The sequence below is a fragment of the Streptomyces sp. NPDC058239 genome (assembly GCF_042882185.1).
Lineage (GTDB): Bacteria > Actinomycetota > Actinomycetes > Streptomycetales > Streptomycetaceae > Streptomyces.
In genome coordinates, this window is sequence record NZ_JBHVWS010000056.1 from 1 (window position 1) to 25,952 (window position 25,952).

The following is a 25,952-nucleotide window of genomic DNA, read 5'->3' on the forward strand; positions in this document are numbered from 1 at the left end:
GTAAATCGCCCCGGGTCCGGCCAGTCGGCCGGACCCGGGGCGATTTCCCGTCTCAAGCGGTGGTGCCACGCTCCCACCGGTAGAACTCGTGGGCCATGGCGTCCTTGGGGCTGCGCCAGGTTTTCGGGTCGTACGCGCTCACATATGCGGTGAGCTTGTCGCTGATGTCCTTGAACGCCGGGTGCTCCGTCACCTTGGCGATCTCGGGACCCGGCGGACGGTCCGATTCGATCAGGTGCAGATAGACGTCGCCGAACTGGAAGAGCTTGCGCCTGGTGACGCCGACGAGGTGCGGCAGTTCGCTGTTGTCGGAGGCGGCGAACAGCTCGGCGATGTCCGGCGCCGAACCCGGCGCCATCCGGGCGACGATCAGAGCGTGGTGCATCGTGGGATGCCTTTCTGGTTCCCGGCCCGGCCGCCCGGCCGTGCGGCCGGGCGGCGAGTCGTGGGCGGACGGCTGGTCAGCCGGCGGAGACCGAGGCGGTGCGGCGCTCCCGGGCGCGCTGCTCGATCTTGTCCCGGATGAGCTCCATCTGGACCTTGGAGTTGCGGTTGATGTTGTCGGTCATCCACGCGTCGTCGACGGGTGCGTCGGGCCGCATCGCGAATTCCTGGGACCAGCGCATCTTCGTACCGCCGGGGACCTCCGAGTACTCCCACCGGATGTTCATGTGCTGGAACGGGCCCGGCTCGACACGGCGGGCGCGGACCGTGCGTGCGGCGCGGTCGACCGTCCGCTCGGAGACCCAGCTCCAGACCTTGTCGTTCTCGTCGGGGTGCATGGTCAGGCGGAACGTCGTGCTGTCGCCGTCCCGTTCGATGACTTCGACCGCGGCGTACTCACTGAACAGCCGCGGCCAGTTCTCCAGATCATTCGTCACGTCCCAGACGAGGTCCAGGGGGGCGGCGATGGTGATCTCGTTCTCGGTGTGTCCGGACACTTCAGGCTCCAGTCATGAGGGTGGTGTTGACGAGGTCGAGGAATTCCTCGGGGGTCTTGCAGCGGTCGGCATCGGCCGGCAGCGCCCTGCCGTGCCGGTTCTCCAGCACGCCCACGATGCCGAGAAGGCCGAGCGAGTCGAGGCCGAACTCGTCGAAGGCGGACCCGGGGCGCTTCTCCATGTCCCGCGGGTCGACGGTGAGTCCGGCGCCCTTCTTCATCAGGACGGCGAGTTCCGTGTAGGTCAGTCGATCGGTCATGAGGACTTCTCCTTACTCACACTTGGATGTCGGTGGGGCGCCGGAGCACCATCGCCGCGTTCGAGCCCATGAGCCCGCGGCTGAGCACGAGCGCCGTTCGCAGTTCCGCGGGGCGCGCCTGGCCGGTGACCACATCGAGGTCGTGGCACACGTCGAAGACGTTAGGGGTGGGCGGTATCAGCGCGTTCTCCATGGAGAGCACGGCGGCGGCCACATCCAGCACCGGCGCACCGCAGTAGGCGCGCCCGATGCCGGTCTTGGGCGCCGTCACCGGCACCTGTCGGCCGTGCGCGCCGAGCGCGTCCGCGATCGCGAGCGCCTCGGCGCGGTCGGCCGCCGGTACACCGAGGGCGTCCGCGAAGACGACGTCGATCTCGTCCGGCGAGCAGTCGGCCTCCCGCAGGGCGCCGATGATCGCCTGGGCGAGGCCCTCCCGGGACTCCTCCCACCGGGCCGCTCCGGTGAACGTGGCGGCGTGCCCGGCGACTTCGGCCCGGACACGGGCCCCGCGCCGGCGGGCCGACTGCTCCTCCTCGACCACCAGCATGGCGCCGCCCTCGGCCGGCACGAAGCCGCAGGCGCCCGAGGTGAACGGCCGGTAGGCGCGGGCGGGGTCGTCACTGGTGCTCAGGTCCTCGTACCCGAGCTGGCAGACGACCGAGTAGGGCGCCAGCGGTGCCTCGGCCGCGCCGACCACCACCGCTTCGGTACCGCGGCGGATCGAACGGGCGGCATGCGCCAGGGCATCCAGGCCGCCCGCTTCGTCGCTGGCCACGACCGCGCACGGCCCCTTGAAGCCGCCACGGATCGAGATCTGGCCGGTGCTGGCGGCGTAGAACCAGGCGATGGACTGGTACGGACCCACGTAGGTGGATCCCTGTCCCCACAGCCGTTGGAGTTCCCGCTGGCCGAATTCGCCGCCACCGGACCCGGCAGCGGTCACCACGCCGACGTCGAAGGGCGAATCCTCGTAGTCGGCGCGGCCCAGCCGGGCGTCGTCCAGCGCGATGTCCGCGGCGGCCATCGCGAAGTGCGTGAACCGGTCGGTCTGGACGACGAAGCGCTCTTCGATCAGCTCCGCCGCCTCGAAGCCCCGCACCTCGCCCGCGACCCGCAGCGGAAGCTGCTCGCACCCCTCGCGGGTGACCCGGTCGAGGACGCTGATCCCTTCGTGCGTCCTCTTCCAGAAGGCCTCGGTGTTGGTGCCGTTGGGGGCGACGACACCGATACCGGTGACGACGGTGCGACGCGTATTACGGGTTTTCATGGTGTCCTCCCACCTGTCCTCGTCAGGGCCACCGCGGACTGGAAGCCGCCGAACCCGCTGCCGACCGAGAGGACGCTGCGCAGCTTCAGGGGACGTGCTGTGCGCGGCACGTAGTCGAGGTCGCACTCCGGGTCCGGGCTCTCGTAGTTCGCCGTCGGCGGCACCGTCTGGTGGACCAGGGCGAGTACGCAAGCGGCGATCTCTATGGCCCCGATCGCCCCCAGAGAGTGGCCGACCATGGACTTGATCGAGCTCATCGGTACGTCGTAGGCGTGCGCGCCCAGTGCCCGCTTCACGGCGGCCGTCTCGTGCCGGTCGTTCTGCTTGGTGCCCGAGCCGTGTGCGTTGACGTAGTCGATCTGCGAGCCGTCTATGCGGGCGTGATCGAGGGCCCGGTTGATCGCCTCGGCCATCTCCAGCCCTTCGGGGGTCAGCCCGGTCATGTGGTAGGCGTTGCCGAAGGTGGCGTAGCCCGCGATCTCGCAGTACACGGTCGCGCCGCGGGCCCGGGCGTGCTCCAGCTCCTCCAGCACGAGCACCGCTCCGCCCTCGCCCATGACGAAGCCGTCGCGGCGGGAGTCGAACGGCCGGGAGGCGTGTTCGGGGTCGTCGTTGTTCGCCGAGGTGGCCTTGATCGCGTCGAAGCACGCCACCGTGATCGGGGTGATCGGTGAGTCGGACGCCCCGGCGATGCAGACGTCGACGCGGCCCTCCTCGATGGAGTGGAAGGCGTACCCGATCGCGTCGAGACCGGAGGTGCAGCCCGTGGAGACGGTCTGCACCGGGCCGTGCGCGCCGACCTGTTCGGCCACCGCCGAGGCGAGGGAGCTGGGTGAGAAGGCCCGCTCCAGATGTGGACCGGCCGGCCGGTGGTCGACATCCCAGCGGGCGCCGCTGCCGCTGACGGCGACGTAGTCGTGCTCCAGTCGGGTGGTGCCGCCGACCGCGGTGCCCAGCGACACACCCATCCGCCAGGGGTCCACCTTCTCCGGATCGAGCCCCGCGTCACCGAGGGCCTCCCTGGCGGCAACCATCGCGAACTGGACGTACCGGTCCGACCTGGCGACCTGGTCCGCGTCCAGTCCGTGCGCCGCCGGGTCGAAGTCGCACTCGGCGGCGATGCGGGAGCGGAAGCCGGCCGGGTCGAAGAGCGTGATGCCCCGGGTGGCGGTGCGTCCGTTCGCGAGGAGGTCCCAGAAGGCCGGTGCGCCGATGCCGCCGGGGGCCACGACGCCGACACCGGTGACCCCCACGCGGCGGGTCATGAGGCGGCCTCCGTTCGTTCCGGCGGCGCTACGCCCTGGGCGGAGTCCGTGTGCTCGGTGTCGACGTGACCGAGTTCCGGGCGCGGGGCAAGGGGGCCGAGGTGGAAGACCATGCGTGCCTCGACATCGCCCACGTTTCGGAATCGGTGGCGTACATGGGGAGGGATCAGCAGGCCCTGGTCGGGCCGCATCCGGTGCGGTTCTCCGTCCAGATCCACCTCCAGGAGACCGTTCACGACGTACACGAACTCCTCGGAGTACGGGTGGTAGTGCTCGCCGATGCGGTCGCCGGGCTGAACGATGGCCAGCCCCATGAAACCGCTGGTGGCTCCCACCGCCGTCGGTGTGAGCATGGCGCGAAGGTCGCCTCCGCGCCTGCGGTTGGGCTGCGTCTCGCTGAGGTCCACGATGCGTGGCCGGTGCATGGTCATGACTGCTTTCCTCCTGGCGCATTGCGCGTTGTGATGACGGGTTGAGCGAGAACCCCCCAGAGTGCGGATGCGCGGTTCAGGACTCCGTGGCCCGCCGATCTGTGATCAGGGTCATCTCGGACTCCGTCAGGAAGTGCGGGATCCCCTGCTCGGTCGTGGGCACGGCATTCGCGCCGCCGTCGAGGAGGCGTCCGAGCCTGGCCACCTTGCCGGGGCCGTCGATGCCGACCACCTGGGCCGGCTGCGCGTCGATCGGTCCGACCGCTTCGAGGAGGCGGACGACGACGTCGTCGCGTTGGAAGATGGTGCTGCTGTCGATGATGCTCGCCGGGTCGTCGGCCGCCTCCTCGTCATGGCCGGCGAGCAGCCGGGCAAGTGCCATGCCGCAGCCCTCCTTGGCCTGGTAGAAGAGTGCGTGCCGACGGATGTCCTCGGCCTTGTGCCGGCCCGCGGTCACGTGGTGGACGGTCGGGAGCGCCGCTCGGGTGAAGAACATCCGCGCGGAGTCCGGGTCGCTGAGGTCCCGGTCCTGCTCCAGGTACGGATTGATGGCCTCTTCGACGGCCCTGACCTCGGGCGCCCGGGCGACGTGCCGCAGGGCCGCGAGGAGGTCGCCCTCGACCTCGACCGCCCGTACGACGCGGTTTCCGTGCATGAAGAGCGAAGTACGCCGCAGTCGGGTGTCTTCGTCGACACGAGCGTTCGGGGACTCGTAATCGGCCAGGATCTTCGCCACGATGTCCTCTGTGCCCGGCTTGACGGTGAAGGTGAGCGCATGGCGCACCACTCCGTCGCCCAGGCGGGGTGACGCCTGCAGTCGGCCCTTGGCCGCGTCGGACGCCAGCTCGAACGCCTTGCCGGTCTCCCGCAGGACGCTGAAGCGGAGCGAACGGGTGTCGCGTACGCAACTGTGCAACGGCTGGACCGTCGCGACATGCTCCTCGCTGTTCACCCAGGCGAGGAACGGCGGTGCGCTCTCCCACTCGCTGGTGATCAGCCACTGGGAGGGGTTCTCGATGGACTGGCACAGCTGGTCGCTGATGTGCCCGGGGACGGATGCCACCTGATTGCGCAGGTGCTCATACGCCTCCAGGAACTGCTTCTGGGCCCCGTCGTACAGGTCCAGCAGCAGAACGACACGCAGCCTGGAACCGTCGAAGGCGGACTGGGAGATCCGTTCCGAGAGGGTGGTGGTCATCTTTCGATCTCCTTCGAAGACAGTTTCGTGGTCAGGCCGGATGGCATGCCGTCAACCGTCGGTTGGCGAGTGATTCGAAGCGGGGACTCTCCCGGCGGACGCGGTCGGTCCGCCCCCGTGACCGCGGGCATCGTCTCCGTGACCGATCGTGAAACGCTGGTCCGGGTGGCGCGAGATTTATGAACCGTTCAGGTGAGCGGCCGTCCGAACCGCTCCGACACGGGCATTGAACAATGCATCCGAACGGCGTCCGAGCTGGAGCAACTGATGAACGAGAACGTCGACATTCGCGTACCGGTCCTCATCGTGGGCGGCTCCCTGGTGGGCCTGTCCGCCTCACTTTTCCTCGGCCGGCTCGGCATCGAGCATCTGCTGGTCGAGAAACACCGATCCACCTCGACACATCCTCGCGGACGCGGCAACAACGTGCGCACGATGGAGGTGTTCCGCACGGCGGGTGCCGAGCCGGGCATCCGGGAGGCGGCCTCGGTCCTCGCCGACAATCACGGCATTCTGCAAGCCGGCTCGCTCACCGGGGACGACCAGGAGTGGCTGTTCAAGGAGATCGACCCCGGTGGCGGACTCGCCCGTTTCAGCCCGGCCGGCTGGTGCCTGTGCAGCCAGAACGATCTGGAACCCGTGCTGGTGAAACTGGCCCGTGAACAGGGCGGGGACCTGCGGTTCTCCACCGAGATGCAGAGCTTCGACCAGGACGGGTCGGGGGTGGATGCGGCGCTCAAGAACCGGGAGACCGGAGAGCACATCAGTGTGCGCGCGGACTACCTCATCGCGGCCGACGGGCCGCGCAGCCCCATCCGTGAGCAGCTGCGCATCGACCGGACCGGGCCCGGTGATCTTTTCCACAACGTGAGCATCACCTTCCGCTCCCGGCAGCTCGCCGATGTAGTGGGTGACCGGCGCTTCATCGTCTGCTATCTGACCAACCCCGCGGCGGACGGGGCCCTGTTGCCGGTGGACAACAAGAAGGAGTGGGTTTTCCACGCGCCGTGGCAGCCCCAACTGGGCGAGACCCTGGAGGACTTCACCGACGAGCGGTGTGCCGAGCACATCCGTACGGCGGTCGGCGCTGCGGACATCGACATCGAGATCACCGGCAAGGCCCCGTGGCACGCCGCGGAACGGGTCGCTGAGCGGTACGCGTCCGGCAGGGTCTTCCTCGCCGGAGACTCGGCCCATGAGATGTCCCCGACCGGGGCGTTCGGCTCCAACACCGGCATTCAGGACGCGCACAACCTGGCCTGGAAGCTCGCCACTGTACTCAGGGGCGAGGCGGGCCCCGGTCTGCTGGACACATACGAGGCGGAGCGACTGCCGGTGGCGCAGGCGACGAGCGCGCGCGCCTCGGCGCGCTCCAGCGAGCACAGCCACCCGGGATACGCAGCGGCGCCAAGCGTGGGTGGCGGAAAGCAGGGCGGCATGCTCACCGTGGCACTGGGCTACCGCTATGTCCGCGGCGCCGTGCTGGGTGCCGATCCGCAGCAGCCCGTGGTGCCGCAGGGAATGCAGCTGAACGGTCAACCCGGCAGCCGTGCACCGCATCTGTGGGTCCGTCAGGCCGGTGATCGCAAGTCCACTCTGGATCTGTACGAACGCACCCTCGTGCTGCTCACCGACGGTGCGGACATGGCGTGGCGGCGGGCGGCGGCGCGGGTCGCCGCCCGCCTTTCGGTACGGCTCCAGGCGTACGGCATCGGCCCGGGTGCCGATCTGGAGCCGGAGAACGGGGCCGACTGGGCCGAGATCCACGGCACGACGCCCGAAGGCGCCGTGCTGGTGCGTCCCGACGGCTTCGTGGCCTGGCGGTCGACGGGTTCCGTGCCCGACGCCGAGGCCACCCTCCACGAGGTCCTGACCTCCCTGCTGCACCGGACCTGACCCTGCCGGGGAGCGTACGGGGAATGTGTCAGACCAGACCGAACGACCGCAGTTCCGCGAGGAATTCGTCCGGCCTCTCGGTGTGGACCAGGTGTCCGGCCTCGATGGTGACGAAGCGGCCACGGGGTATTCGTCCCGCCATCCAGACCAGCCTGTCCTGGGCGATCTGGCTGGCGGGGCCGCCGCCGATGACGAGGGTCGGGGCGGTGATCTCGCCGAGGCGTTCGCGCCCGGCCGGGTCCGGTTCGTTCAGCTGGGCGTTGGTCGACGGCACCACGGGCCAGTCGAAGTCCAGCACCTCGTCGGGCCGTTCGACGGGCCCTCGCGGCGGGTCGAGCGGGAACGGCGGCGGGACCTCCTCCAGGACGAGCCGGCCGATCAGTGCGGGTTCCTGCTCGGCGAGCAGATACGCGGCTGCGGCGCCCATGGAGTGTCCGATCACGGTGGCGCCCGCCAGGTTGCGGGCCTCCAGGAAAGCGTGCAGATCGTCCCGGAACAGCTCGAAGGAGTAGCGGCCGGGCCAGTCGCTGAGGCCGTGCCCCCGGAAGTCGAATGCGTAGACCCGGTGTTCGTCGGCCAGGCGTTCGGCGATCTCTGTCCAGGTCCTGCTGTCGCCGCCGCGACCGTGGACGAGTACGACGGGCGGCGCCGACGGATCCCCCCATACCCGGTAGGCGAGCCGTGTGCCACCAGCCTGCACGCTGAGCACTTCCGGATCGAGGAAGGCGTTGACCGTACGGACGAAGGCACCCGGATCGTCCAGCCAGGGGAAGTGCGCGGCGCCGCGCTGCACGACGAATTCGGCGTTCGGGAAGAGCGCCACCAGTTCCGCGGCGCGGTCGGGCGTCGGCCCTGCGTCGTACTCCCCCGCGAGGACGAGGACCGGTGCGGCGACCGCCGCCAGTGCGGCGTTCGTGGCGGCCGGGTCGAAGACGCCGTCCTGGTAATAGACCTTTGCGGCCTCGGAGTTGGTCTGTCCGGGCGCTGCCGCGGCATGGGCCCGGGTGGCGTCGTCCCAGCGTCCGTACGCGAGCGGTGCGACAGCGGCGCGGACCTGGCCAAAGGTGCGACCCGTGAGAAAGTCGTCCAACGCGGCCCGGGCTTGCGCGTACCACGGTTCGTCGCACCGGAGTTCACCCGCCTCGCGCCAGTCCTGGTCGGTGACGTCGATGCCCACCGCCCGGGTGCCGGGGGTGACGAGCGTGAGCGTACGCAGTCGCTCCGGGCGTCGGGCAGCGTAGAGCGCGGCCAGATTGGCGGAGGCGGAGTGGGCGAGCAGATCGATGCGTTCCTGGCCGAGGTGTTCGCGCAGTGCCTCGACGTCGTCGACCAGCCGGTCGCAGCGGTATGTCGACGGGTCGTCCGGCACCGCGGAGTCCCCCGTACCGCGCAGATCGAGTACCACGAGCTGCCGGTGGGCCGAGAGTCCGCCGAGGTCACCCAGGTACGCGCCGGCCCGCATCGGTCCACCGGGCAGACAGATGAGCGGTGCACCCGATCCCAGGAGGCGGTAGGCGAGTTCGGTCCCGTCGTATGCGTGGAAGATCGGCATGTACGCCATCCAAACAGGGCCGACCGGACCGCGCAGCCGTGTTCGGTGTGAGCGTATCCGCGAAAGGTGGCACAGGCGCAGCGTGGCGACAGCGATGAAGGGGCCGGCCGCAGATGAGCCGTGTCGCCCCTCTTGCCATGTGGCGGAACATCCTGAATTACTGCTACCGAAAGATCGACCGAATGATCGGTCGCCTGCACGGACGAGGGAGATCCGGATGACGGCTCTGCTGGACGCGGCGGAACGACTGGGCCGCAACGAGCTGGAGACACTCCAACTGGAGCGGCTGCGGGCCACGCTGCACCACGCGTACGAGAACGTCGGCCACTACCGGGCCGCGTTCGACAAGGCCGGGCTGCGCCCGGACGACTGCCGTACGCTCGCCGATCTCGCCCGCTTCCCCTTCACGACCAAGGCGGATCTGCGGGACAACTACCCCTTCGGCATGTTCGCCGTCCCCGAGGACCACGTACGGAGGATCCATGCGTCCAGCGGGACGACGGGCCGTCCCACCGTCGTCGGTTACACCCAGCGGGATCTGGACACCTGGGCGGACGTGGTCGCCCGCTCCATCAGGGCCGCCGGCGGCCGTCCCGGGCAGAAGGTCCATGTGGCCTACGGATACGGGCTGTTCACCGGCGGTCTGGGGGCTCACTACGGGGCGGAACGGCTCGGTTGTACGGTCATCCCGGCGTCCGGTGGCATGACGGCCCGCCAGGTCCAGCTGATTCAGGACTTCCGGCCCGAGATCATCATGGTGACGCCGTCGTACATGCTGACGCTCCTCGACGAGTTCGAGCGGCAGGGCGTCGATCCGCGGACGACCTCCCTGAAGGTCGGGATCTTCGGTGCCGAGCCGTGGACGGAGGAGATGCGGCGCGAGATCGAGGAGCGGTTCGCGATCGACGCGGTCGACATCTACGGCCTTTCGGAGGTGATGGGGCCCGGTGTCGCGCAGGAGTGCGTGGAGACCAAGGACGGGCTGCACATCTGGGAGGACCACTTCTATCCGGAGGTCGTCGATCCGTTCACCGGCGAGGTGCTGCCTCCGGGTGAGGAGGGCGAGCTGGTCTTCACCTCGCTCACCAAGGAGGCCATGCCGGTGATCCGCTATCGCACGAGGGACCTGACCCGGCTGCTGCCGGGCACGGCGCGGGTGTTCCGGCGGATGGAGAAGGTGACCGGGCGCAGCGACGATCTGGTGATCCTTCGTGGGGTGAATCTCTTCCCGACCCAGATCGAGGAGATTGTGCTGCGCACGCCGGGGGTGGCGCCGCACTTCCAGCTGCGGCTGACCCGCGAGGGCCGCCTCGACGCACTGACCGTACGGGCGGAGGCGCGGGCCGAGGCCACACCGGAGCAGCGCATGGCCGCCGCGGAGTCGATCACGCTGGCTGTCAAGGACGGGATCGGGGTGTCGGTCGGGGTCGAGATCGTGGATCCCGGGACGCTGGAGAGGTCGGCCGGCAAGTTCAGGCGGATCGTGGACGAGCGCGGGGGGCGTTAGGCCTTCTCCTTCGGGCCTTCCGGGCTCGTGCGGCCGTTCGCTCCAGTCGTGTGCTTCCACCTGGATGGTGGCTCGCAGACAGTGCAGGGCCGGTGAGGACATCACCGATTTGCGCGCCATGGCCTGGGAAAGCGGGCCCGGTCCCGGCGGGGGAACCGGAAGCGGGGTCAGGAGCCTGCGGTTGAGGGCTCCTCAGCCTTCCGAACCGGCGATCGTACAGGCGAGCTCGCCGTCCCGGGCATCGCAGACGACGGTGTCGCCGGGGTTGAGCGTCCCGTCGAGCAGCATGTTCGACAGCCGGTTGTCCAGCTCGGACTGAATCGTGCGGCGCAGCGGCCGGGCTCCGAACTCGGGCTGGTAGCCGAGGTTGGCCAGCAACTCCTTGGCCGTCTCGGTGACTTCCAGATTGATCTTCTGCGCATGCAGTCTGCGGCGGCTGCGCTCCAGCAGCAGGTCGACGATCCGGATCAGGTCCTTCCGGGTCAGGGCATGGAAGACGACGATCTCATCGATCCTGTTGAGGAATTCGGGCCGGAAATGCGCCCGCAGCTCGGCCATGAGGTCGTCCCTAATCTCGTCCACCGAGCCCGAGTGGTCCAGGATGCGCTTCGACGCGATGTTGCTGGTCATGATGACCACGGTGTTGCGGAAGTCGACCGTGCGGCCCTGAGCGTCCGTGAGCCGCCCGTCGTCCAGGACCTGGAGCAGCAGATTGAAGATGTCCGGGTGGGCCTTCTCCACCTCGTCGAAGAGCAGGACGCTGTAGGGCTTGCGGCGTACCGCCTCGGTGAGCTGTCCGGCCTCCTCGTAGCCTACGTATCCGGGCGGGGATCCGACGAGCCGGGAGACGGTGTGCTTCTCCTGGAACTCGCTCATGTCGAAGCGGACCATCCGGTCCTCCTCACCGAACAGCAACTCCGCTACCGCCTTCGCGAGTTCGGTCTTGCCTACGCCGGTGGGGCCGAGGAAGAGGAAGCTGCCGGTGGGACGGCCGGGGTCGCCCATGCCCGCCCGGCCACGACGCACGGCCTGGGCCACGGCGGTGACCGCCTCGTCCTGGCCGATCACGCGCTTGTGGAGGGCATCTTCGAGCTTCAGCAGCCGCTCGCGCTCGGTCTCGGTGAGCTGTGAGACGGGGATACCGGTGCGCCTGGACAGCACTTCGGCAATGTCCTCGGCGGTGACGTCGCCGACCTCCGCCCGTTCCCCGCCGAGATCGGCGAGCCGGCGCTCCGTCTCCTGGATGAGTGATTTGAGCTCGGCCGCGCGCCCGAAGTCCTCGTTGCTGACTGCTTGGTCCTTCTCCCGGTTCAGCATGGTGAGCCGGTCCTTGAGGTCGGCGGCCTCGGTGTTGCCGCCCACACCGCGCAACGCCACCCGCGCCCCCGCCTGGTCGATGAGGTCGATGGCCTTGTCGGGCAGGAAACGGTCGGTGATGTAGCGGTCGGACAGCGCGGCTGCGGCGTCGATGGCCTCGTCGGTGATGCGCACCTGGTGATGTGCCTCGTACGAGTCGCGCAGCCCGCGCAGGATCTCGACGGTCTCGTCCACGGTCGGCTCGGGTACCACCACGGGCTGGAAGCGGCGTTCGAGGGCGGCGTCCTTCTCGATGTTCTTGCGGTACTCGTCGATGGTGGTCGCGCCGACGAGACTGAGATCTCCACGGGCCAGCGCGGGCTTGAGAATGTTCCCGGCGTCCATGGCGCCTTCGCCTCCGCTCCCGGCACCGACCACGGTGTGCAGCTCGTCGATGAACAGGATGATGTTCTTCTCCGCAGCGGTGACCTCGTCGATCACCTTCTTGAGCCGCTCCTCGAATTCGCCGCGGTACTTGGAGCCGGCGACGAGTCCGGCCATGTCGAGCGAGACGACCCGCCTGTCCTGCAGGGCCTTGGGCACGTCACCGGAGACGATCCGCTGTGCCAGCCCCTCCACGATGGCGGTCTTCCCTACGCCGGGATCTCCGATGAGCACGGGATTGTTCTTGGACCGGCGGGAGAGGATCTCCACGGTCTGCTCGATCTCGTCGGCCCGGCCGACCACAGGATCGAGCCGCCCGCTGCGGGCCTCCTCGGTCAGGTCACGCCCGTAGTCGTCAAGGGTCGGGGTGCTGCTGTGCCCGTCGGCCGCGGGCCGCCGGGCACCGAAGCCCTCGCGCAACGTCTGCGCGGAAGCCCCCTCGGAGCGCAGCATCTGCGCGGCACCGAAACTCGGGTCCTCCAGCAGCGCGCTGAGGATGTGCTCGGGGCCTATGTACGAAGCGCCGCTTGCCTGGGACCGAGCGTGAGCGGCCAGCAGAGCCCGTTTCGCGGCAGGCGTCAGGTCGGGCTCCCCGTTCCCGCTGCCCGAAGGCAGCACCTCCTGCAGGTCCGCCGCCAGCTTGTCCGGATCGACGCCGGCCTGTTCCAGCATGCCGCGGGCCGGCGCCACCTGGGTGGCGGCCCACAGCAGATGTTCGGTGTCCAGGTCCGATCCGTCCTCGGCGGCCCGGCCGCCGGCAGCCGCCAGCAGCTCGTGCGAGGAGTCGCTGAGGAGGCGGCCGATGGGCACGCGTTGCACGGCGGGCGGAGAGGCCGCCGGGCTCATGCCGAAGAAGCGGTTGAAGAGGTCGGCAAACGGGTCACCTGACCCGAAGGAGGAAGTCGTCACAGTGATCACCCGATCCGGCGCGGGCTGCCGCGGGCTCCGCACGACCGCGCGCCCCCTGCTGTCGTCGTTTGCCCGAACACACCCAGTCTTCGCCACGACGGGCCATCATGCGACCGGAGGAGAACAGGCGGGCTCAGAGGCCCACGGTCCCTGCGAGCGCGTCGGTGAACTCCACCCGCGGCCGTGGCCCCGGACGTCGCCCCTCAGAACACTCACCAAGTCCCTCTACGCGAACCGGTCGCGCAGCTCCCGCTTGAGGATCTTGCCGCTCGCATTGCGCGGCAGCTCCTCCACGAAGAGGACGTTCTTCGGAGCCTTGTAATGCGCGAGCCGCTCACGGGCGTGGTCGATGAGCTCGGACTGTGTCGCTTCATCGCGCAGGACGACCACGGCGGTGACGGCCTCGATCCAGCGGTCGTCGGGCAGCCCGACGACCGCGACCTCGGCAACGGCGGGATGGGTGTAGAGGGCGTCCTCGACCTGACGGGAGGCGACGAGGACACCGCCGGAATTGATGACGTCCTTCACCCGGTCGACGACCGTGAAGAAGCCCTCCGCGTCACGCACGGCGAGGTCACCGGAGTGGAACCAGCCGTCGCGGAAGGCTTCCGCGGTCTCCTCGGGCTTGTCCCAGTAGCCCTCGCACAACTGGGGCGAGCGGTAGACCACTTCACCGGCCGTGCCCTCGGGGACCTCCTTGCCGCCCTCGTCCACGACCCGGGCCTCGACGAAGAGGACGGGCCTGCCGCAGGAGTCCATCCGGCCCTCGTGCTCGTCCGGTCCGAGGACGGTGGCGAGCGGGCCGACCTCGCTCTGCCCGAAGCAGTTGTAGAAGGCGAGCGCGGGCAGCCGGTTGCGGAGCCGTTCCAGTACGGGTACGGGCATGATCGACGCGCCGTAGTATGCCTTGCGCAGCCCGCCGAGTTCGCGGGTGGTGAAGCCGGGGTGCTGGGAGAGGCCGATCCAGACGGTCGGCGGGGCGAAGACGCTGTCGGCCTGCCCCGTCTCGACGAGGTCGAAGATCCGGTTCACATCGGGTGCGTCGAGGATGATGTTCTCTGCACCGACCGCGAGATAGGGCAGCAGGAACACATGCATCTGCGCGGAGTGGTAGAGCGGCAGTGAGTGGACCGGCCGGTCGGTGGCGCGCAGATCGAGCGCGTGGATCGCGCTGATGTACTCGTGGACGAGCGCGCCGTGGGTCATCATCGCGCCCTTGGGGAGTGCGGTGGTGCCCGAGGTGTAGAGCAGCTGGACGAGGTCTCCCGCGGCCGGTTCGCGCTCGGGGGTGAAGGGACGCGCAGTGGCGGTGGCGTCGAGGAGGGAATCCGGCGCGTCGCGCAGCGCGCGTACGGAGAACTCGGCCGGAATCCGGTCGGCGAGGTCCGCGTCGGTGAGGACGAGCGCGCTGCCGGACTGTTCGAGGATGTACGTGAGGTCGTCACCGGTGAGGTTCTGGTTGACCGGTACATGGACCAGGCCCGCGCGGGCACAGGCGAGGTAGCCGATCAGATAGGCGTCGGAGTTGTGGGCGTAGGAGGCGACCCGGTCGCCGGGGTGCAGCCCGTGGTCACCGGTGAGGACCGCCGCCGCGGTACTGACGGCCGTGTCGAGTTCCGCGTAGGTCCAGGACCTCTCCGCGTACCGCAGGGCGGTGCTCGCGGGGGTACGCCGGGCGCTGCGGGCCACGACACCGTCGACTGTGCTGCTCCGTACACCTGTCATGGCGTGATCCTGGGCGGCCGGAACCCAGCGGTCAAGGGGTCGGATACCTGCCGGAATGTTGACAGGGGTGCGGGGAAGCTGGCTGAGTGGCGCGTGGCGACTCGAACCCTCGGGTAACCGCCTTTCGCACCCGCACAGTTGGGAGGACCGTTGCGTCTCCGTAACCGCCTGCGACTTCTGGCGATATCCGGTCTCGCGCTGTTCACCGTGTCGGCATCATTGCCGCCCGCCGCGGCCGACGGCTCGCGCACTCACCGTCCGTCGGGCAGTGGGCTGTCCGCCGTGATCCGGTACACCGAGTACGGCATCCCGCACATCGTGGCGAAGGACTACGCGAACCTGGGTTTCGGCACTGGCTGGGCACAGGCCGCCGACCAGGTGTGCACGCTCGCCGACGGCTTCGTGACCCTGCGCGGCGAGCGGTCCGGATACTTCGGTGCTGACGCGGCTCCGGACGGTTCGCTCTCATCCGCGACGAAGAACCTCTCCAGCGATCTCTACTTCCGCGGGGTCCGCCGGAGCCGCACCGTGGAGAAGCTGCTGAAGGTACCGGCACCGGCTGGTCCGAGCCGCGACGTCAAGGAGCTCGAGCGCGGCTGGGCGGCCGGGTACAACGCGTGGCTGGCGCAGAACCGGATCACCGATCCGGCCTGCCGGGGCGCGGACTGGGTGCGCCCCGTGACGACGCTGGATGTCGCGGTGCGCAGCTTCGCGCTCTCCGTGCTCGGCGGACAGGGGCGCGGCATCGACGGCATCACGGCCGCTCAGCCACCCACGGTCACATCGCAGACGCCCGGTGTCCCGTCGCCGGGCGATGAGGCGGACGCGGCACAACGGCTGCTGTCGACGCAGAACGCGGACATGGGTTCCAACGCGGTCGCATTCCGCGGCAGTACGACGGCGAACGGACGGGGCCTGCTGCTCGGCAACCCGCACTACCCGTGGCAGGGCGGCCGGCGGTTCTGGCAGTCGCAGCAGACGATTCCCGGTGAGCTGAATGTGTCGGGCGGTTCGCTGCTCGGCTCGACGGCGGTGTCGATCGGGCACAACGAGAACATCGCATGGAGCCACACCGTGGCCACCGGTGTCACGCTCAACCTCCACCAACTCACCCTCGATCCGGCCGATCCGACGGCGTACCTCGTGGACGGCAAGCCCGAGCGGATGAAGAAGCGCACAGTGTCGGTGGCGGTGAAGGACGGCGACGCCGTGACCCGCACCCAGTGGTGGACCCGCTACGGTCCGGTCCTCACTTCGCTCGGTGCCGGGCTGCCGCTGCCGTGGACCGCGACGACGGCGTACGCGCTCAATGACCCGAACGCCATGAATCTGCGGTCCTCGGACACCGGACTCGGTTTCAGCAGGGCGCGCAGCACTGCGGACATCCAGGCCACGTTGCGCCGAACGCAGGGGCTGCCGTGGCTGAACACCATCGCCGCCGATTCGTCCGGGCATTCGTTCTTCTCGCAGTCGCAGGTGCTGCCGAGAATCACGGACGAACTCGCGGCGCGGTGCTCCACCCCGCTGGGCAAGGCCACGTATCCGTCCTCCGGGCTCGCGGTGCTGGACGGTTCGAGGAGCGACTGCGCGCTGGGGTCGGACCCCGACGCCGTGCAGCCTGGCATCTTCGGGCCGAGCCGGATGCCCACCGTCAAGGACGCCCCATACGTGGAGAACTCCAACGACAGCGCCTGGCTGACCAACGCGGCGGCACCACTGACCGGCTACGAACGGGTCTTCGGCCCGATCGCCACACCCCGCACGATGCGCACCCGGGGCGCGATCGAGGATGTGTCGGCGATGGCGGCGAAGGGCCGGCTGACCGTGGCCGATCTGCAGGAACAGCAGTTCGCGAACCGCGCCCCGGCCGGTGATCTGACCGCCGCGGACCTGGCGGACGCCTGTGCGGCGCTGCCCGGCGGCAGCGCGGTCGGCAGCAACGGCAAGGCGGTAGATGTGTCGGCCGCGTGCGACGTGCTGCGGCACTGGGACCGGAAGGCCGACACCGGCAGCCGGGGTGCGCTGCTCTTCGACCGGTTCTGGCGCAGGGCGGCCACGCTTCCGCCGGCCGAGTTGTGGAAGGTCCCCTTCTCCGCCGCCGATCCGGTCGGCACGCCGAACACATTGAACACCTCGGCACCCGGCGTCACCCGGGCGCTCGCCGACACGGTGGCCGAACTGCGGGCGGCCGGGATTGCCCTGGACGCACCGCTGGGGCAGTACCAGACGGTCCTGCGCAATGGGAAGCGCATCCCGCTCGGCGGCGGTATGGAGTTTCTCGGCATCTGGAACAAGACCGAGCCGGTGTGGGACGCGGCAGCCGGGGCCTATACGGACGTTTCGACCGGGTCCAGTTACATCCAGGCGGTCGGCTGGACGGGGTCCAGGTGCCCGGTGGCACGCACCCTGCTCACGTACTCCCAGTCCTCCAACCCGAATTCGCCGCACTACAGCGACCAGACCGAGCTGTACTCGGGTGAGCGGTGGGTGACGTCCCGATTCTGCGAGAAGGACATTCTGCGCTCGCCCGCGCTGCGGGTGGTACGGGTGCACGAACGACGGTAGTTCCGTGAGGTGCGATCGGTCCCTGTCCGCCCGTGGGGCGGTCAGGGGCCGATCGCGAGCGGCACCAGATGAGCGGTGCCGGGGCCGAGTCGGAGCTGTCCGAAGGAGATGCGCTTCGCTCACGCACTGCGGGCGCGAGTGGCGAGCACAGCCGCCAGGACGCAAGGCGCGAACAGCAGCCCGAAGGCGGCGCAGTAGCCGACGAATTCGGTCGAGCCGGCGCCCACGCAGGCATTGAACAAGGCGGAAGAGACGCCCAGAACCGTTATCTGGCCCAGGTTCTGACTGGTCTGCATCGCGCTGCTGGCATGGCCCTGCCGGCCGGACGGGGCGTGGGAGAGTGACAGCACGGTGAGCGAAGGAGCGAGCAGGCCCATGCCGACGGCCGCGACGACCATCGCCGATGCGGCAAGGGACGCGGGCATCGCGGGAAGCGTCCCCACGGCGGCGACCACGACCGCCGCCGCCAGCACCAGCGCACCGGCCACGACCAGGCGGTGCCGGGGGAAGCGCTCCAGCAGGCGGCTCTGTACCCAGGAGGAGGCGGCCCAGGCCACGGCAGCCCCCGTGAAGGCCAGGCCCGTCACCACGGGGGCCACGTCCCGGTCGGTGACCAGCATCAGCGGCACGAGTGCCTCCAGCGTGAAGAACACCCCTGAACTCAGCCCGCGCAGCAGCACCGTGACCGGCAAGCCGCGCACGGCACACCAAGTGCCCGGCGGTAGCAGCCGCGGCGCGAACGCCACCAGCAGGGCGAGCCCTCCCATCGCGAAGAGCAGGTGGCTCAAGTCCCAGCCAGAGGCGCCGTACTGCCCCAGCGCCGCGCCCAGGCTCACCGCTGTCGCGACCATCAGCGCAGGGCGCGGCGGCCTGTCTCCCGACGGCGCGGGCGCGGCCGGCCGGGAACGGCCGCGCAGCACGGCCACCACGGCCAGCGCCGGCAGCACGGTCAGAGCGGCCAGGCCGTAGAACACCGCGCGCCAGGACCACCATTCGGCGACCAGCCCGGCCAGCGGAGGGCCGACCAGCGACGGAATGATCCAGCAGGCACTCATCAACGCCAGAGCACGTGACCGAAGCCGGTCGGGGTAGGCCTGGCCGATAGCGGCATTGATCGACACGGCGACCATCCCGCCCGCCAGTCCGTCCAGGAAGCGCCCAGCCGCAAGTTGCCAGATCGAGGTGCTGGCGGCCGAGACGAGCAGGGTGGCCACAGCCAGCACCATGCCCGCCGCCAGCGGACGTTGCGCCCCGGCACGGTCCGCCCAATGACCGCCCAGTACCCCGCCCAGCAGACTCGCCGCCACGAAGCATCCCGCCACCAGCGGGAAGAGCGGCACCCCGTCCAGGTCCCGAGCGGCCGTCGGCAGTGTGGGGACCACGGCCAGCGCGGCGAGCCCGGTCAGGAACATCACCGCGGCGAAACCGGAGGTGGTGGCCGCGTACGTTCTGGAGAACAGTCCCTCTGCGGTTTCGGAATGCGCCGGCGGACGATCGGCCATCGTCGCAGGCGAGCCACTCGATGAGCGCCTGTGGGAATCGGTCACGAGCGCACAAGGTATGTGGAGCGTGCGACCACATGCCACTCGTTTTTCGGGCTGCCGCGCGCCCCGGGCACAGACCGATGACGCATCAGGGCCCGTCGGCCGGCACTACTGATTCAAGGGGTCATGCTGCGAAGCTTCTCCCATCGACGCCCGCTTCACCGGCGGCCGACCGGTCGGGGCGTCTTGGAGCGAGGTTCTGGCATGGCTGGCCGAGTATGGAACCCGTCCGGGCTCCTCGGCCTCATGAGGCGGCAGCCGGCCGGCAGGCCCTCGGCCTCGGCTTCACCGAGCCCGGCGCGTACAGCGTTGTCCCGCGGTTCGGAACGGACCACAGATTACGCAGAGCCGTAAGGAGCGGCGGAGCCCAGGATGTCGAGGCTGTCGAGGGGGCGGTCCTGATGGGTGACCAACGTGGTCAGGGCGTCGGCCCAAAGGGCGACGAGCAGGTTCAGGCGGGGCTGTCGCACCAGGTTTCGTGGTGCCTTGGCACGAAGCCGGTAACACCCTTCGGCGCCGCTCAGCGAGCAGTGGACCGCGTCTGCGACCAGGTAGGTCCACGACCGGAGGAGCCAGCCATCCGGTACCGCAGGCGGACCCGAGCAGTCGAACACGAACGCCGGGCGGGGCCGCGTGGGGCAGCCGTGGGGGTGGTGGTGCTCCTGGCGCAGGCGGGCCAGGATCTCCGCCACCGTGACGGACGGGCCGAGATCGGGTGAGTCTGCGACGAGACACGGCCGTGACCAGGCAGCGGTGCTGCCCGCTTCGGCGCAGCCGTTGTCGGTCAGAACCGCGAGGTCGCCGCTCGCGCGCTTGTCCGGGGCACGAAACATGACATGCAGGGCGAGATGGGCGGCTGTGGCGGGCGAGCGGATGACCGCGTGCTTGAAGAGCTCGGACGGGAGACGGTACGCAGCCGACACCGCGGGCTCAGGGGGCGCAATGCAGGGAATCAGGGTGTTGCCGTCGTCCACCCCGGCAGGAGGGGTCTGCGTGGCATGCCGGAGTCGGTCCTGAGGGCCGCCCGGCAGCCTTCGGGCGATGTCCGCCAGCAGGCGGGTGATCGCCGCCGAGCCGGCCGTGTCGACGCTGCCGACGATGCGCAGTTCCGGGCCGTCCCAGGAAAAGCTGACCTCGGCTCGCAGGCCGCTCGCCGCCATCCCCCAGTCTCCGGAGGTGGTGCGGTACCACTGGGCCGCTGTCGGCGTGCCTGGGGGTGCGGGTGGGGCGTGCACGGCTCCCAGGGCTTCTCGGACCGCGTCGCGCAGGTCGGCGGGTCCTGCGGCGGGTATGTGTACCCGGGCCTCCAAGGAGCGGGGGTTCCCCGGAGGTGTGCCGGTCGGTCATGGGCGGTGTTCCTCGGTGTGAGGCGGTCGTCTCATCGGTGTCGGACAGTGATGTCGCTGCCATGGCCCACCGGGTCCCCGACGTGGATCGGGCCGCCGTGGACGATTTCGGCGCGCAGACCCCCTCGGTGGAGGAGACCGCGCACCAGGCCGGGCCGGGTCAGCCGTTCGAGCCGGACACAGGGTTCGCTCAGCCGAAGCCCACGGAGCGTGGCCCCGCCGACTTGAAACTCGGTTCCCACCAGCCGGTTGAGCCGTATGCCTTGGCATACGACGTTGCGCCTGCACTGCGCGGGGGACAGCTCGATGCCGGTGTCCTGGGCAAGTGCCTCCAGGGCTTCGAGCTCGATCAGGGTGACGTCGCAGACGCCGGTGGCACGGCCGGTACCCCGCTGCCCGGGACGCGGCCCGGCCCCTGCCCAGTAGTTGCGGTCGCCCTCCAGGCCGCGTCCCGCGACGGCGCGGGCCAGCGTGACAACAAACGTGGGGGCACCGGCGGCAGGAGCCAGATGCATGGAGACGACCCGTCCACGCTCCACGATGTGACCTCCTTCTGAGAGACCTGACGTACTACGAAGTGTGCTTCGGCACGCTCGGAACCGACGGGGACAGGAAGTTGTCGTGAATCGCCTGAAGCGAGCGGAAGCGGTCCACGTCCAGTTCCTCCAAGGGGAGCTCGCGGCCGACGAGGTCTTCCAGCAGCAGGATGAACTCCATGAAACCGAGGGAGTCGATGATCCGGTTCTCGATCAGGTCGAGATCGGCCGGGATCACACCGGCCTCCGGATTCCTGGCCCGCAACCAGTCGGTCACCGGTTTGAGCACGTCTTCCATGGCCCACCTTCCGTGGATGCTTCGCGGGACTGGCCGGCCGCCTCATAGGTGCGGCGGAACTGTTCGACGAGGACGGCGGCCGGGTGCTGTCCGGCGACCCTGGAACAGGATCGGCCGCAGTACATGGCCATCTCCTCGATACGGCCCACCGTTGCGGCCACCGGGACGGCCGCGCTGTAGCGGGGGACGGGCAGCCGTCTGCCCCCCGCCCCGGTCGTCGCGATGAAAGTCGCAGGGTGCCGGGGCGCCTTCCCCGTCAGGGAGTTCCGCAGTACGCGGTGCGGCCGGGCGGGCCAGCCGATGTCGAATCGTGTGGTGACGACGGTGTCGTCCGCCGACGCGTCGACCACACGCTGTTTGTAGGAGGGATGGGCGGCGGACTCCACCGTGGGGATGAAGAGAGTTCCTGCCATGGCCCCGTCCGCGCCCTGTGCCAGAACCCGCACCAGATCAGTACCGGTCGCGACGCCGCCCGCAACCGCCAGCACGGCGTCGGGGTACCGGGCGCGTGCCTCGTGCAGCAAGCGCGCCGCGGGCAGTTCACCGAGCAAGTGCCCGCCTGCCTCGGTGCCCTGGAGGACAAGGACACCCGCTCCCAGCCGGAGGGCCGCGTCCGCGTCGTGGAGCGTGCCGACCTGGATCACCAGAACGCGGCCCGACCGTACGACGTCGTGCGCCGCGTCGGCGTCCGGTAGTCCGAAGCTGGTGACGAAGGCATGCCCGGGCAACTGGTCCAGGGCAGCGCGGAGCTGGGCCCGGCAGGCGGCGGGGCCGGTCACCTCGGGGATGACGTTCACGCCGAAGGGGCGGGAGGTCGAGGCGACGACGGCTCGCACCAGTTCACGTACCCGTTCCGGAGGCTCCTTGTAGAGCGCCAGGGCTCCTCCCGCCCCGGCCCGGGACACCGCGGCGCACAGTTCGGGCCCCGCGATGCCTCCCATACCTGCCTGAAGCAGTGGGAGGTCGAGGCCGAGGGCGAACTGAAGCCGGTTCATTCCGCTTCGCCGGCCTTCCGTACGGCCGCGGCCGCGGCGCGGAGGTCGCCCTCGAAGCGTTCGTTCAGTACATGCACCCAGCGTTCCAGACCGAACGCGACACAGCCGGTGAACGCGGGCTTTTCCGCGTAGGCGATGGAGCGGCGTTCCCCGAAGAAGTTGCGGTGGTTGTTCATCGAGGCCACGGCGGTGCCGTCGGTGTGCACGTATTCGTCCTTGACCGGCGCGAGCAGTTGCATGACGGTGCGCGCGCCCTCCTTCTCGAAGAAGGGATCGGTCGCCGGCTGCCGGGAGAGGGTGAGGCCGAGGTCGGCGGCGAAGGCGGCGAGCCGCACATGGTGGTGTTCGAGGTGGTCGCGGACCTGCCCGGCGGAGCCGATGCAGATGATCTCCCGCATGGTGAAGCCCCAGAGCCTGCGCAGTCCGTCGTAGTGGTCTTCGTGACGGAAGCACTGGGCGACCGTACTCACCCGCAGGGGGGTTTCCGTCGTGGTCCCGGAGAAGTGCAGAAAGCAGCCGTAGCAGGCGGCGGAGGGCAACAGGTGGTCGGCGTCGGCGAGGTCCCGCGCGGGCACGGGACCGTCGGCGGCACCGCGGCTGTGGGCGTCGAGGCGGTCGGACCGGATGCGGGAGACGGGGCTGCCCAGGTGCGGGAAGTTGCGGAAGTAGTCGAGAGTGCGGAGGTCGTCGGCGTTGAGCAAGGGCGGGAACGTCATCCGCGTGGCTCCCGCCCGGGTCCCCCAGTCCGTGAACACATCGTCCAGGGCGTGCAGCAGTATGGTCGCGGGCTCTCCGAAAGAAGCGAGACCGTCGCGCACGGTCCAGAGGCCGGTGCGGGCTGCGGAGTCAGTACCCGGCACCGAGTACTCCGATCCGGGTGAGGAAGTCCGTGGTCTTGCGCAGCACCCGGGCATGGGCGGCCTGCCGGGCGGGGTGGGCGAGCAGTCGCTGTCTGAGCGCATATCCGTCCGCGATGCCCGCGTCGCGGTAGACCGCGGGGTTGTAGAACGACTCCATGCTCGTGGTGATGTAGCGGCCGACGTAGGCGCTGGTCTCGTGCCGGGTCCGTTCGTCGATGCCGGCCGCCCGGAGCCGGTCCCAGAGCAGCTGCACCAGTCGTCGCCCGAAGGCGATGTGGCGGGATTCGTCCTGGTGGTGGAGGCGGTTGATGTGGCGGATGGTCGTGTGCAGCTGTTCGTCGGCCGCGAGTCGGACGTTGTAGTGGTCGACCATCTGCTCGAAGACCAGGATGCGGACGAACACCAGGAAGTTCTCGACCCCCGCGTCCCGTGGGGATTCAGGAAGTTTCAGCTTCTTGTCGGGATAGATCTTGTCGGCGTACTTGAGGCAGAACGTGGCGAAGAACCACATGTGGTCGTTCTCCTCGCCGATGAAGTGGTGGAAGAACTCCGAGGGGGTCTCGAAGCCGGGCGTGTGGATTCGCCGCATGACCTCGATGAGCAGCTCCCTGATGCCGTGCACGTTCAGGCTGTAGAAGTGGACGCTCTCCCAGCGGCTCAGGGCGTGCAGTTGCTCCGGGGTCAGGGTCTGCATCGTTTCGGTGCCGTGGACCGTCAGCAGTTCCGGGGACATCCAGAAGTCGTCGGTGGGAATCGCCTTGGGCCAGTCGAAGGTGGTGTACGGGTTGTAGTAGTCCGCCGTCGCTTTGTCGGAGAGCCGTTCCAGGAGCGCACGGAACTCGGCGGTGTCGTCGGGAACGGGTGGGCGCGCGTCGTGTTCCTGCCGGGTCAAGCCCTCCACCGGATCCCCTCCAGCAGTGCCTTGTGGAGTTCGGGGCTGGAGGCGGCCACGCAGGAGCGCTGGTTGTCGACGCTCAGGTCGGTCAGCGCGGTGTTCCCGAGCGACTCGCCGTAACCGTCGGTGATGACGGCGCCGGCCTTCTCGGCGAGGAAGACCGCCGCGGCGATGTCGTAGGGGAACAGATGGAGCACGCGTCCGTTGCCGACCCGCTCGAACTCGGGAAGGAGACCGGGGTCGTCGCGCAGCAGCCGGTTGCCGATGTCGACGTACGCGTCGAGCTGGCCGGTGAGCAGCCGGGAGATGGAGTACGTGGCGCTGTTGAAGACGAACACGCCACCGGTGTTCGCGGAGCGGTCGATGAGGTGGCCGTAGGCGTCGGTCATCAGATGCGCGGGATGGCCGTTGAATTCGAGGGACCAGAACATCCGGGAGAGGTCGGTGGTCGTGGTCAGGGACGGTACGGGGCGGTCGTAGCCGTGGGCGGTCACCGCGTCCGCGCCGCGCTCCCCGTAGAGGTAGGCCCCTGTCCTCATCTCCATCAGCAGTGCGTGTTCCACATCCGCGATGCGGGGGCGGTCGGACATCCGAGCCACTGCCACGGAAACGGTGGCCGATTCGAGTCCCGCGACGGCGGGCCTGGTGCCGTCGATGGGGTCCACGACGAGCAGGTACTCGGGTGCGGCGCCGTGGAATTGCAGGCCACGGTCCTCGGAGTAGACGGCGACCGGTACGCCGCCGTCGACGACGTGCTTCCAGACGGCGGCCTCCGCCACGTCGTCGAGACCGAACTGCGCGTCGCCACCGGGTGAATGGCCTCGCACGAGCCGGCTGTCGAGCCGGTTCTGCGCGGCCAGTACCTCGTCGCGCACCGATGAGGCGAGCTGTACGACATAGTCCTTCATGCTGTCTCCGTGGTGAAGAGTGCGTCGAGCCGGTCGCAGAGCAGGTCGGCTTCGGCTCGGGTGATGATGAGCGGCGGCCGGATCTTGATGACGTTGCCCCGGCCGTAGCGCGAGGTCCGCAGGATCAGGCCGTGTGCCATCCCGCGCCGCGCCAGGGCCTGTGCCCGGTCGCTGTGCGGGCGGCCGTCCTCGTCACCGATTTCGATGCCGATCATCAGACCGAGGCCGCGCACGTCCACGATGGACGGGTGAGCCGCGGCGAGCCCCCGCAGCCGGTCCATGATGTGTGCGCCCACTGCTCGTACGTTCTCCAGGAACCCGGGGCGGCCGATGACGTCGAGGGTCGTCGCCGCGGCTGCCGCCGCCAGGATGTTGCCGCCGTAGGTGAACGAGTGGTGGTCGCTGCCGAGCCCGGACATCCGTTCGTCGGCGATGATGGCGGCGACCTGGGCACCGGAGCCGCCCAGCCCCTTGCCGGTGGTCAGGATGTCGGGGCGAACGCCGTAGTGCTCGGCGGCGAACATCCGCCCGACCCGGCCGATGCCCGTCTGTATCTCGTCGAAGATCAACGCGATGCCCCGCTCGTCGCAGAGGGTGCGCAGCGCGGCGAGATATCCGTCGGGCGGCACTATGTTGCCGCCGCTGCCGGAGATCGGTTCCACGACGACACAGGCGACGCTGCCCGAACTGGCGTGGTCGAGGAAGTCGTTGACCCGCTCGACACAGAGCAGTCCACAGCTGTCGGGGGTCTGCCGATAGAAGCAGCGCAGGCAGTAGGGGTCGGGGACCTGGAGCACGCCGGGCATCAGATGCGGGAAGGGTGCCTTGCGGAAGGCCTCACCCGACATGGTGGTCGTCATCATGGTCTGGCCGTGATGGCTGCGGAAGAGGGTGACGACATCGCGCCGCCCGGTGCTGATCTGAGCCATCTTGACCGCGCCCTCGTTGGCGGTGGACCCGCCCGAAACCTTGAGGTGCACCTTGGTGAGGTTCTCGGGGCTGACCTCGACCAGGCGTCGCACCAGGTCGTTGACCGGCTTGGTCTGGAAGGTCGACGTCGCGTGCACCAGCCGTTCGACCTGGTCGCGCATCGCCTTGACCACTTCGGGGTGGCTGTAGCCGAGGCTGAGATTGAAGGTGCCGGACGCGCAATCGATGTATTGATTCCCGTCCGCGTCGTACAGATAGATCCCTTCGCCGTGATCCATCAGGTAGTCGCTGACCGGGTAGTAGATCAATTCTTGGGCGTGCGTCAAGTCGACCATGTGTCTCCTGCTGCTCACGACGTGGAATTTCGACGTGCCCGGCAAGTACC

Annotated in this window: 22 protein-coding genes; 3 read left to right on the forward strand and 19 right to left on the reverse strand. The window is 69.3% G+C overall.

The window, feature by feature from the left end; translation table 11 throughout:
- Window positions 1-52: 52 nt before the first annotated feature.
- The 7 genes from ACFVYE_RS38205 to ACFVYE_RS38235 all read right to left on the reverse strand — a co-directional run bounded on the left by ACFVYE_RS38205 (window position 53) and on the right by ACFVYE_RS38235 (window position 5,361).
- Complete coding sequence (locus ACFVYE_RS38205; protein WP_389608483.1) at window positions 53-385, reverse strand: TcmI family type II polyketide cyclase; 333 nt, start codon at window positions 383-385, stop codon at window positions 53-55.
- Between the two features lie 76 nt (window positions 386-461).
- Complete coding sequence (locus ACFVYE_RS38210) at window positions 462-941, reverse strand: SRPBCC family protein (RefSeq protein ID WP_114242774.1); 480 nt, start codon at window positions 939-941, stop codon at window positions 462-464.
- A gap of 1 nt (window position 942) precedes the next feature.
- The gene (locus ACFVYE_RS38215; RefSeq protein ID WP_327277229.1) at window positions 943-1,200 is read right to left on the reverse strand and encodes an acyl carrier protein; all 258 of its coding nucleotides are present in this window, start codon (window positions 1,198-1,200) and stop codon (window positions 943-945) included.
- 16 nt (window positions 1,201-1,216) lie between these two features.
- A complete protein-coding gene (locus ACFVYE_RS38220) occupies window positions 1,217-2,467 on the reverse strand; it encodes a ketosynthase chain-length factor (protein ID WP_389608484.1) in 1,251 nt (416 codons plus the stop codon).
- The gene (locus ACFVYE_RS38225; RefSeq protein ID WP_383971056.1) at window positions 2,464-3,732 is read right to left on the reverse strand and encodes a beta-ketoacyl-[acyl-carrier-protein] synthase family protein; all 1,269 of its coding nucleotides are present in this window, start codon (window positions 3,730-3,732) and stop codon (window positions 2,464-2,466) included. The genes ACFVYE_RS38220 and ACFVYE_RS38225 overlap by 4 nt, the downstream gene beginning before the upstream one ends.
- Window positions 3,729-4,163 (reverse strand): cupin domain-containing protein, encoded by a 435-nt coding sequence (locus tag ACFVYE_RS38230; protein WP_383971054.1) that lies wholly within the window; start codon window positions 4,161-4,163, stop codon window positions 3,729-3,731. The genes ACFVYE_RS38225 and ACFVYE_RS38230 overlap by 4 nt, the downstream gene beginning before the upstream one ends.
- Before the next feature lie 76 nt (window positions 4,164-4,239).
- Window positions 4,240-5,361: a SchA/CurD-like domain-containing protein gene (locus ACFVYE_RS38235; protein WP_383971051.1), complete on the reverse strand. Its 1,122-nt coding sequence runs from the start codon at window positions 5,359-5,361 to the stop codon at window positions 4,240-4,242.
- A 267-nt stretch (window positions 5,362-5,628) separates the two neighbouring features.
- On the opposite strand from ACFVYE_RS38235, the gene ACFVYE_RS38240 reads away from it, so the two are divergent.
- Window positions 5,629-7,257 carry an FAD-dependent oxidoreductase gene (locus ACFVYE_RS38240; protein ID WP_383971047.1) on the forward strand — a complete coding sequence of 543 codons (1,629 nt, stop codon included), beginning with the start codon at window positions 5,629-5,631 and terminating at the stop codon, window positions 7,255-7,257.
- Window positions 7,258-7,285: 28 nt separating this feature from the next.
- Here ACFVYE_RS38240 and ACFVYE_RS38245 read toward each other — a convergent pair whose 3' ends face one another.
- Entirely contained in the window at window positions 7,286-8,809 is a 1,524-nt protein-coding gene (locus tag ACFVYE_RS38245) for an alpha/beta fold hydrolase (RefSeq protein ID WP_383971044.1), read from the reverse strand.
- Window positions 8,810-9,026: 217 nt separating this feature from the next.
- On the opposite strand from ACFVYE_RS38245, the gene paaK reads away from it, so the two are divergent.
- Window positions 9,027-10,316 carry a phenylacetate--CoA ligase PaaK gene (paaK, locus tag ACFVYE_RS38250; RefSeq protein WP_383971041.1) on the forward strand — a complete coding sequence of 430 codons (1,290 nt, stop codon included), beginning with the start codon at window positions 9,027-9,029 and terminating at the stop codon, window positions 10,314-10,316.
- A 192-nt stretch (window positions 10,317-10,508) separates the two neighbouring features.
- Here the strand turns inward: paaK and ACFVYE_RS38255 are convergent, their stop codons facing one another.
- Together ACFVYE_RS38255 and ACFVYE_RS38260 are read right to left on the reverse strand one after the other, a co-directional pair.
- On the reverse strand, window positions 10,509-12,965 hold the full coding sequence (locus ACFVYE_RS38255; RefSeq protein WP_383971038.1) for an ATP-dependent Clp protease ATP-binding subunit: 2,457 nt from the start codon (window positions 12,963-12,965) through the stop codon (window positions 10,509-10,511).
- A 225-nt stretch (window positions 12,966-13,190) separates the two neighbouring features.
- Window positions 13,191-14,690, reverse strand: a complete 1,500-nt coding sequence (locus ACFVYE_RS38260; protein WP_383971035.1) for an acyl-CoA synthetase — start codon at window positions 14,688-14,690, stop codon at window positions 13,191-13,193.
- A gap of 150 nt (window positions 14,691-14,840) precedes the next feature.
- Here ACFVYE_RS38260 and ACFVYE_RS38265 point away from each other — a divergent pair, with 150 nt between their 5' ends.
- Entirely contained in the window at window positions 14,841-17,255 is a 2,415-nt protein-coding gene (locus ACFVYE_RS38265) for a penicillin acylase family protein (RefSeq protein WP_389608485.1), read from the forward strand.
- Between the two features lie 119 nt (window positions 17,256-17,374).
- On the opposite strand, the gene ACFVYE_RS38270 is transcribed toward ACFVYE_RS38265, so the two are convergent.
- From ACFVYE_RS38270 to ACFVYE_RS38310, 9 genes are all read right to left on the reverse strand, one after another.
- Window positions 17,375-18,757 carry an MFS transporter gene (locus tag ACFVYE_RS38270; RefSeq protein WP_383971029.1) on the reverse strand — a complete coding sequence of 461 codons (1,383 nt, stop codon included), beginning with the start codon at window positions 18,755-18,757 and terminating at the stop codon, window positions 17,375-17,377.
- Window positions 18,758-19,137: 380 nt separating this feature from the next.
- Complete coding sequence (locus tag ACFVYE_RS38275) at window positions 19,138-20,109, reverse strand: hypothetical protein (RefSeq protein WP_383971026.1); 972 nt, start codon at window positions 20,107-20,109, stop codon at window positions 19,138-19,140.
- Between the two features lie 68 nt (window positions 20,110-20,177).
- Complete coding sequence (locus ACFVYE_RS38280) at window positions 20,178-20,684, reverse strand: MOSC domain-containing protein (protein WP_383971023.1); 507 nt, start codon at window positions 20,682-20,684, stop codon at window positions 20,178-20,180.
- 31 nt (window positions 20,685-20,715) lie between these two features.
- Complete coding sequence (locus tag ACFVYE_RS38285; RefSeq protein ID WP_383971020.1) at window positions 20,716-20,979, reverse strand: acyl carrier protein; 264 nt, start codon at window positions 20,977-20,979, stop codon at window positions 20,716-20,718.
- Window positions 20,955-21,974: an NAD(P)H-dependent flavin oxidoreductase gene (locus ACFVYE_RS38290; RefSeq protein WP_383971018.1), complete on the reverse strand. Its 1,020-nt coding sequence runs from the start codon at window positions 21,972-21,974 to the stop codon at window positions 20,955-20,957. The genes ACFVYE_RS38285 and ACFVYE_RS38290 overlap by 25 nt, the downstream gene beginning before the upstream one ends.
- Entirely contained in the window at window positions 21,971-22,834 is an 864-nt protein-coding gene (locus tag ACFVYE_RS38295) for an aminoacyl--tRNA ligase-related protein (protein WP_389608486.1), read from the reverse strand. The genes ACFVYE_RS38290 and ACFVYE_RS38295 overlap by 4 nt, the downstream gene beginning before the upstream one ends.
- Window positions 22,821-23,726: a diiron oxygenase gene (locus ACFVYE_RS38300; protein WP_389608487.1), complete on the reverse strand. Its 906-nt coding sequence runs from the start codon at window positions 23,724-23,726 to the stop codon at window positions 22,821-22,823. Before ACFVYE_RS38300 ends, ACFVYE_RS38295 begins: the two co-directional genes overlap by 14 nt.
- The gene (locus ACFVYE_RS38305) at window positions 23,723-24,637 is read right to left on the reverse strand and encodes an inositol monophosphatase family protein (protein WP_383971009.1); all 915 of its coding nucleotides are present in this window, start codon (window positions 24,635-24,637) and stop codon (window positions 23,723-23,725) included. Before ACFVYE_RS38305 ends, ACFVYE_RS38300 begins: the two co-directional genes overlap by 4 nt.
- On the reverse strand, window positions 24,634-25,902 hold the full coding sequence (locus ACFVYE_RS38310; RefSeq protein ID WP_389608488.1) for an aspartate aminotransferase family protein: 1,269 nt from the start codon (window positions 25,900-25,902) through the stop codon (window positions 24,634-24,636). Before ACFVYE_RS38310 ends, ACFVYE_RS38305 begins: the two co-directional genes overlap by 4 nt.
- Between the last annotated feature and the right edge of the window lie 50 nt (window positions 25,903-25,952).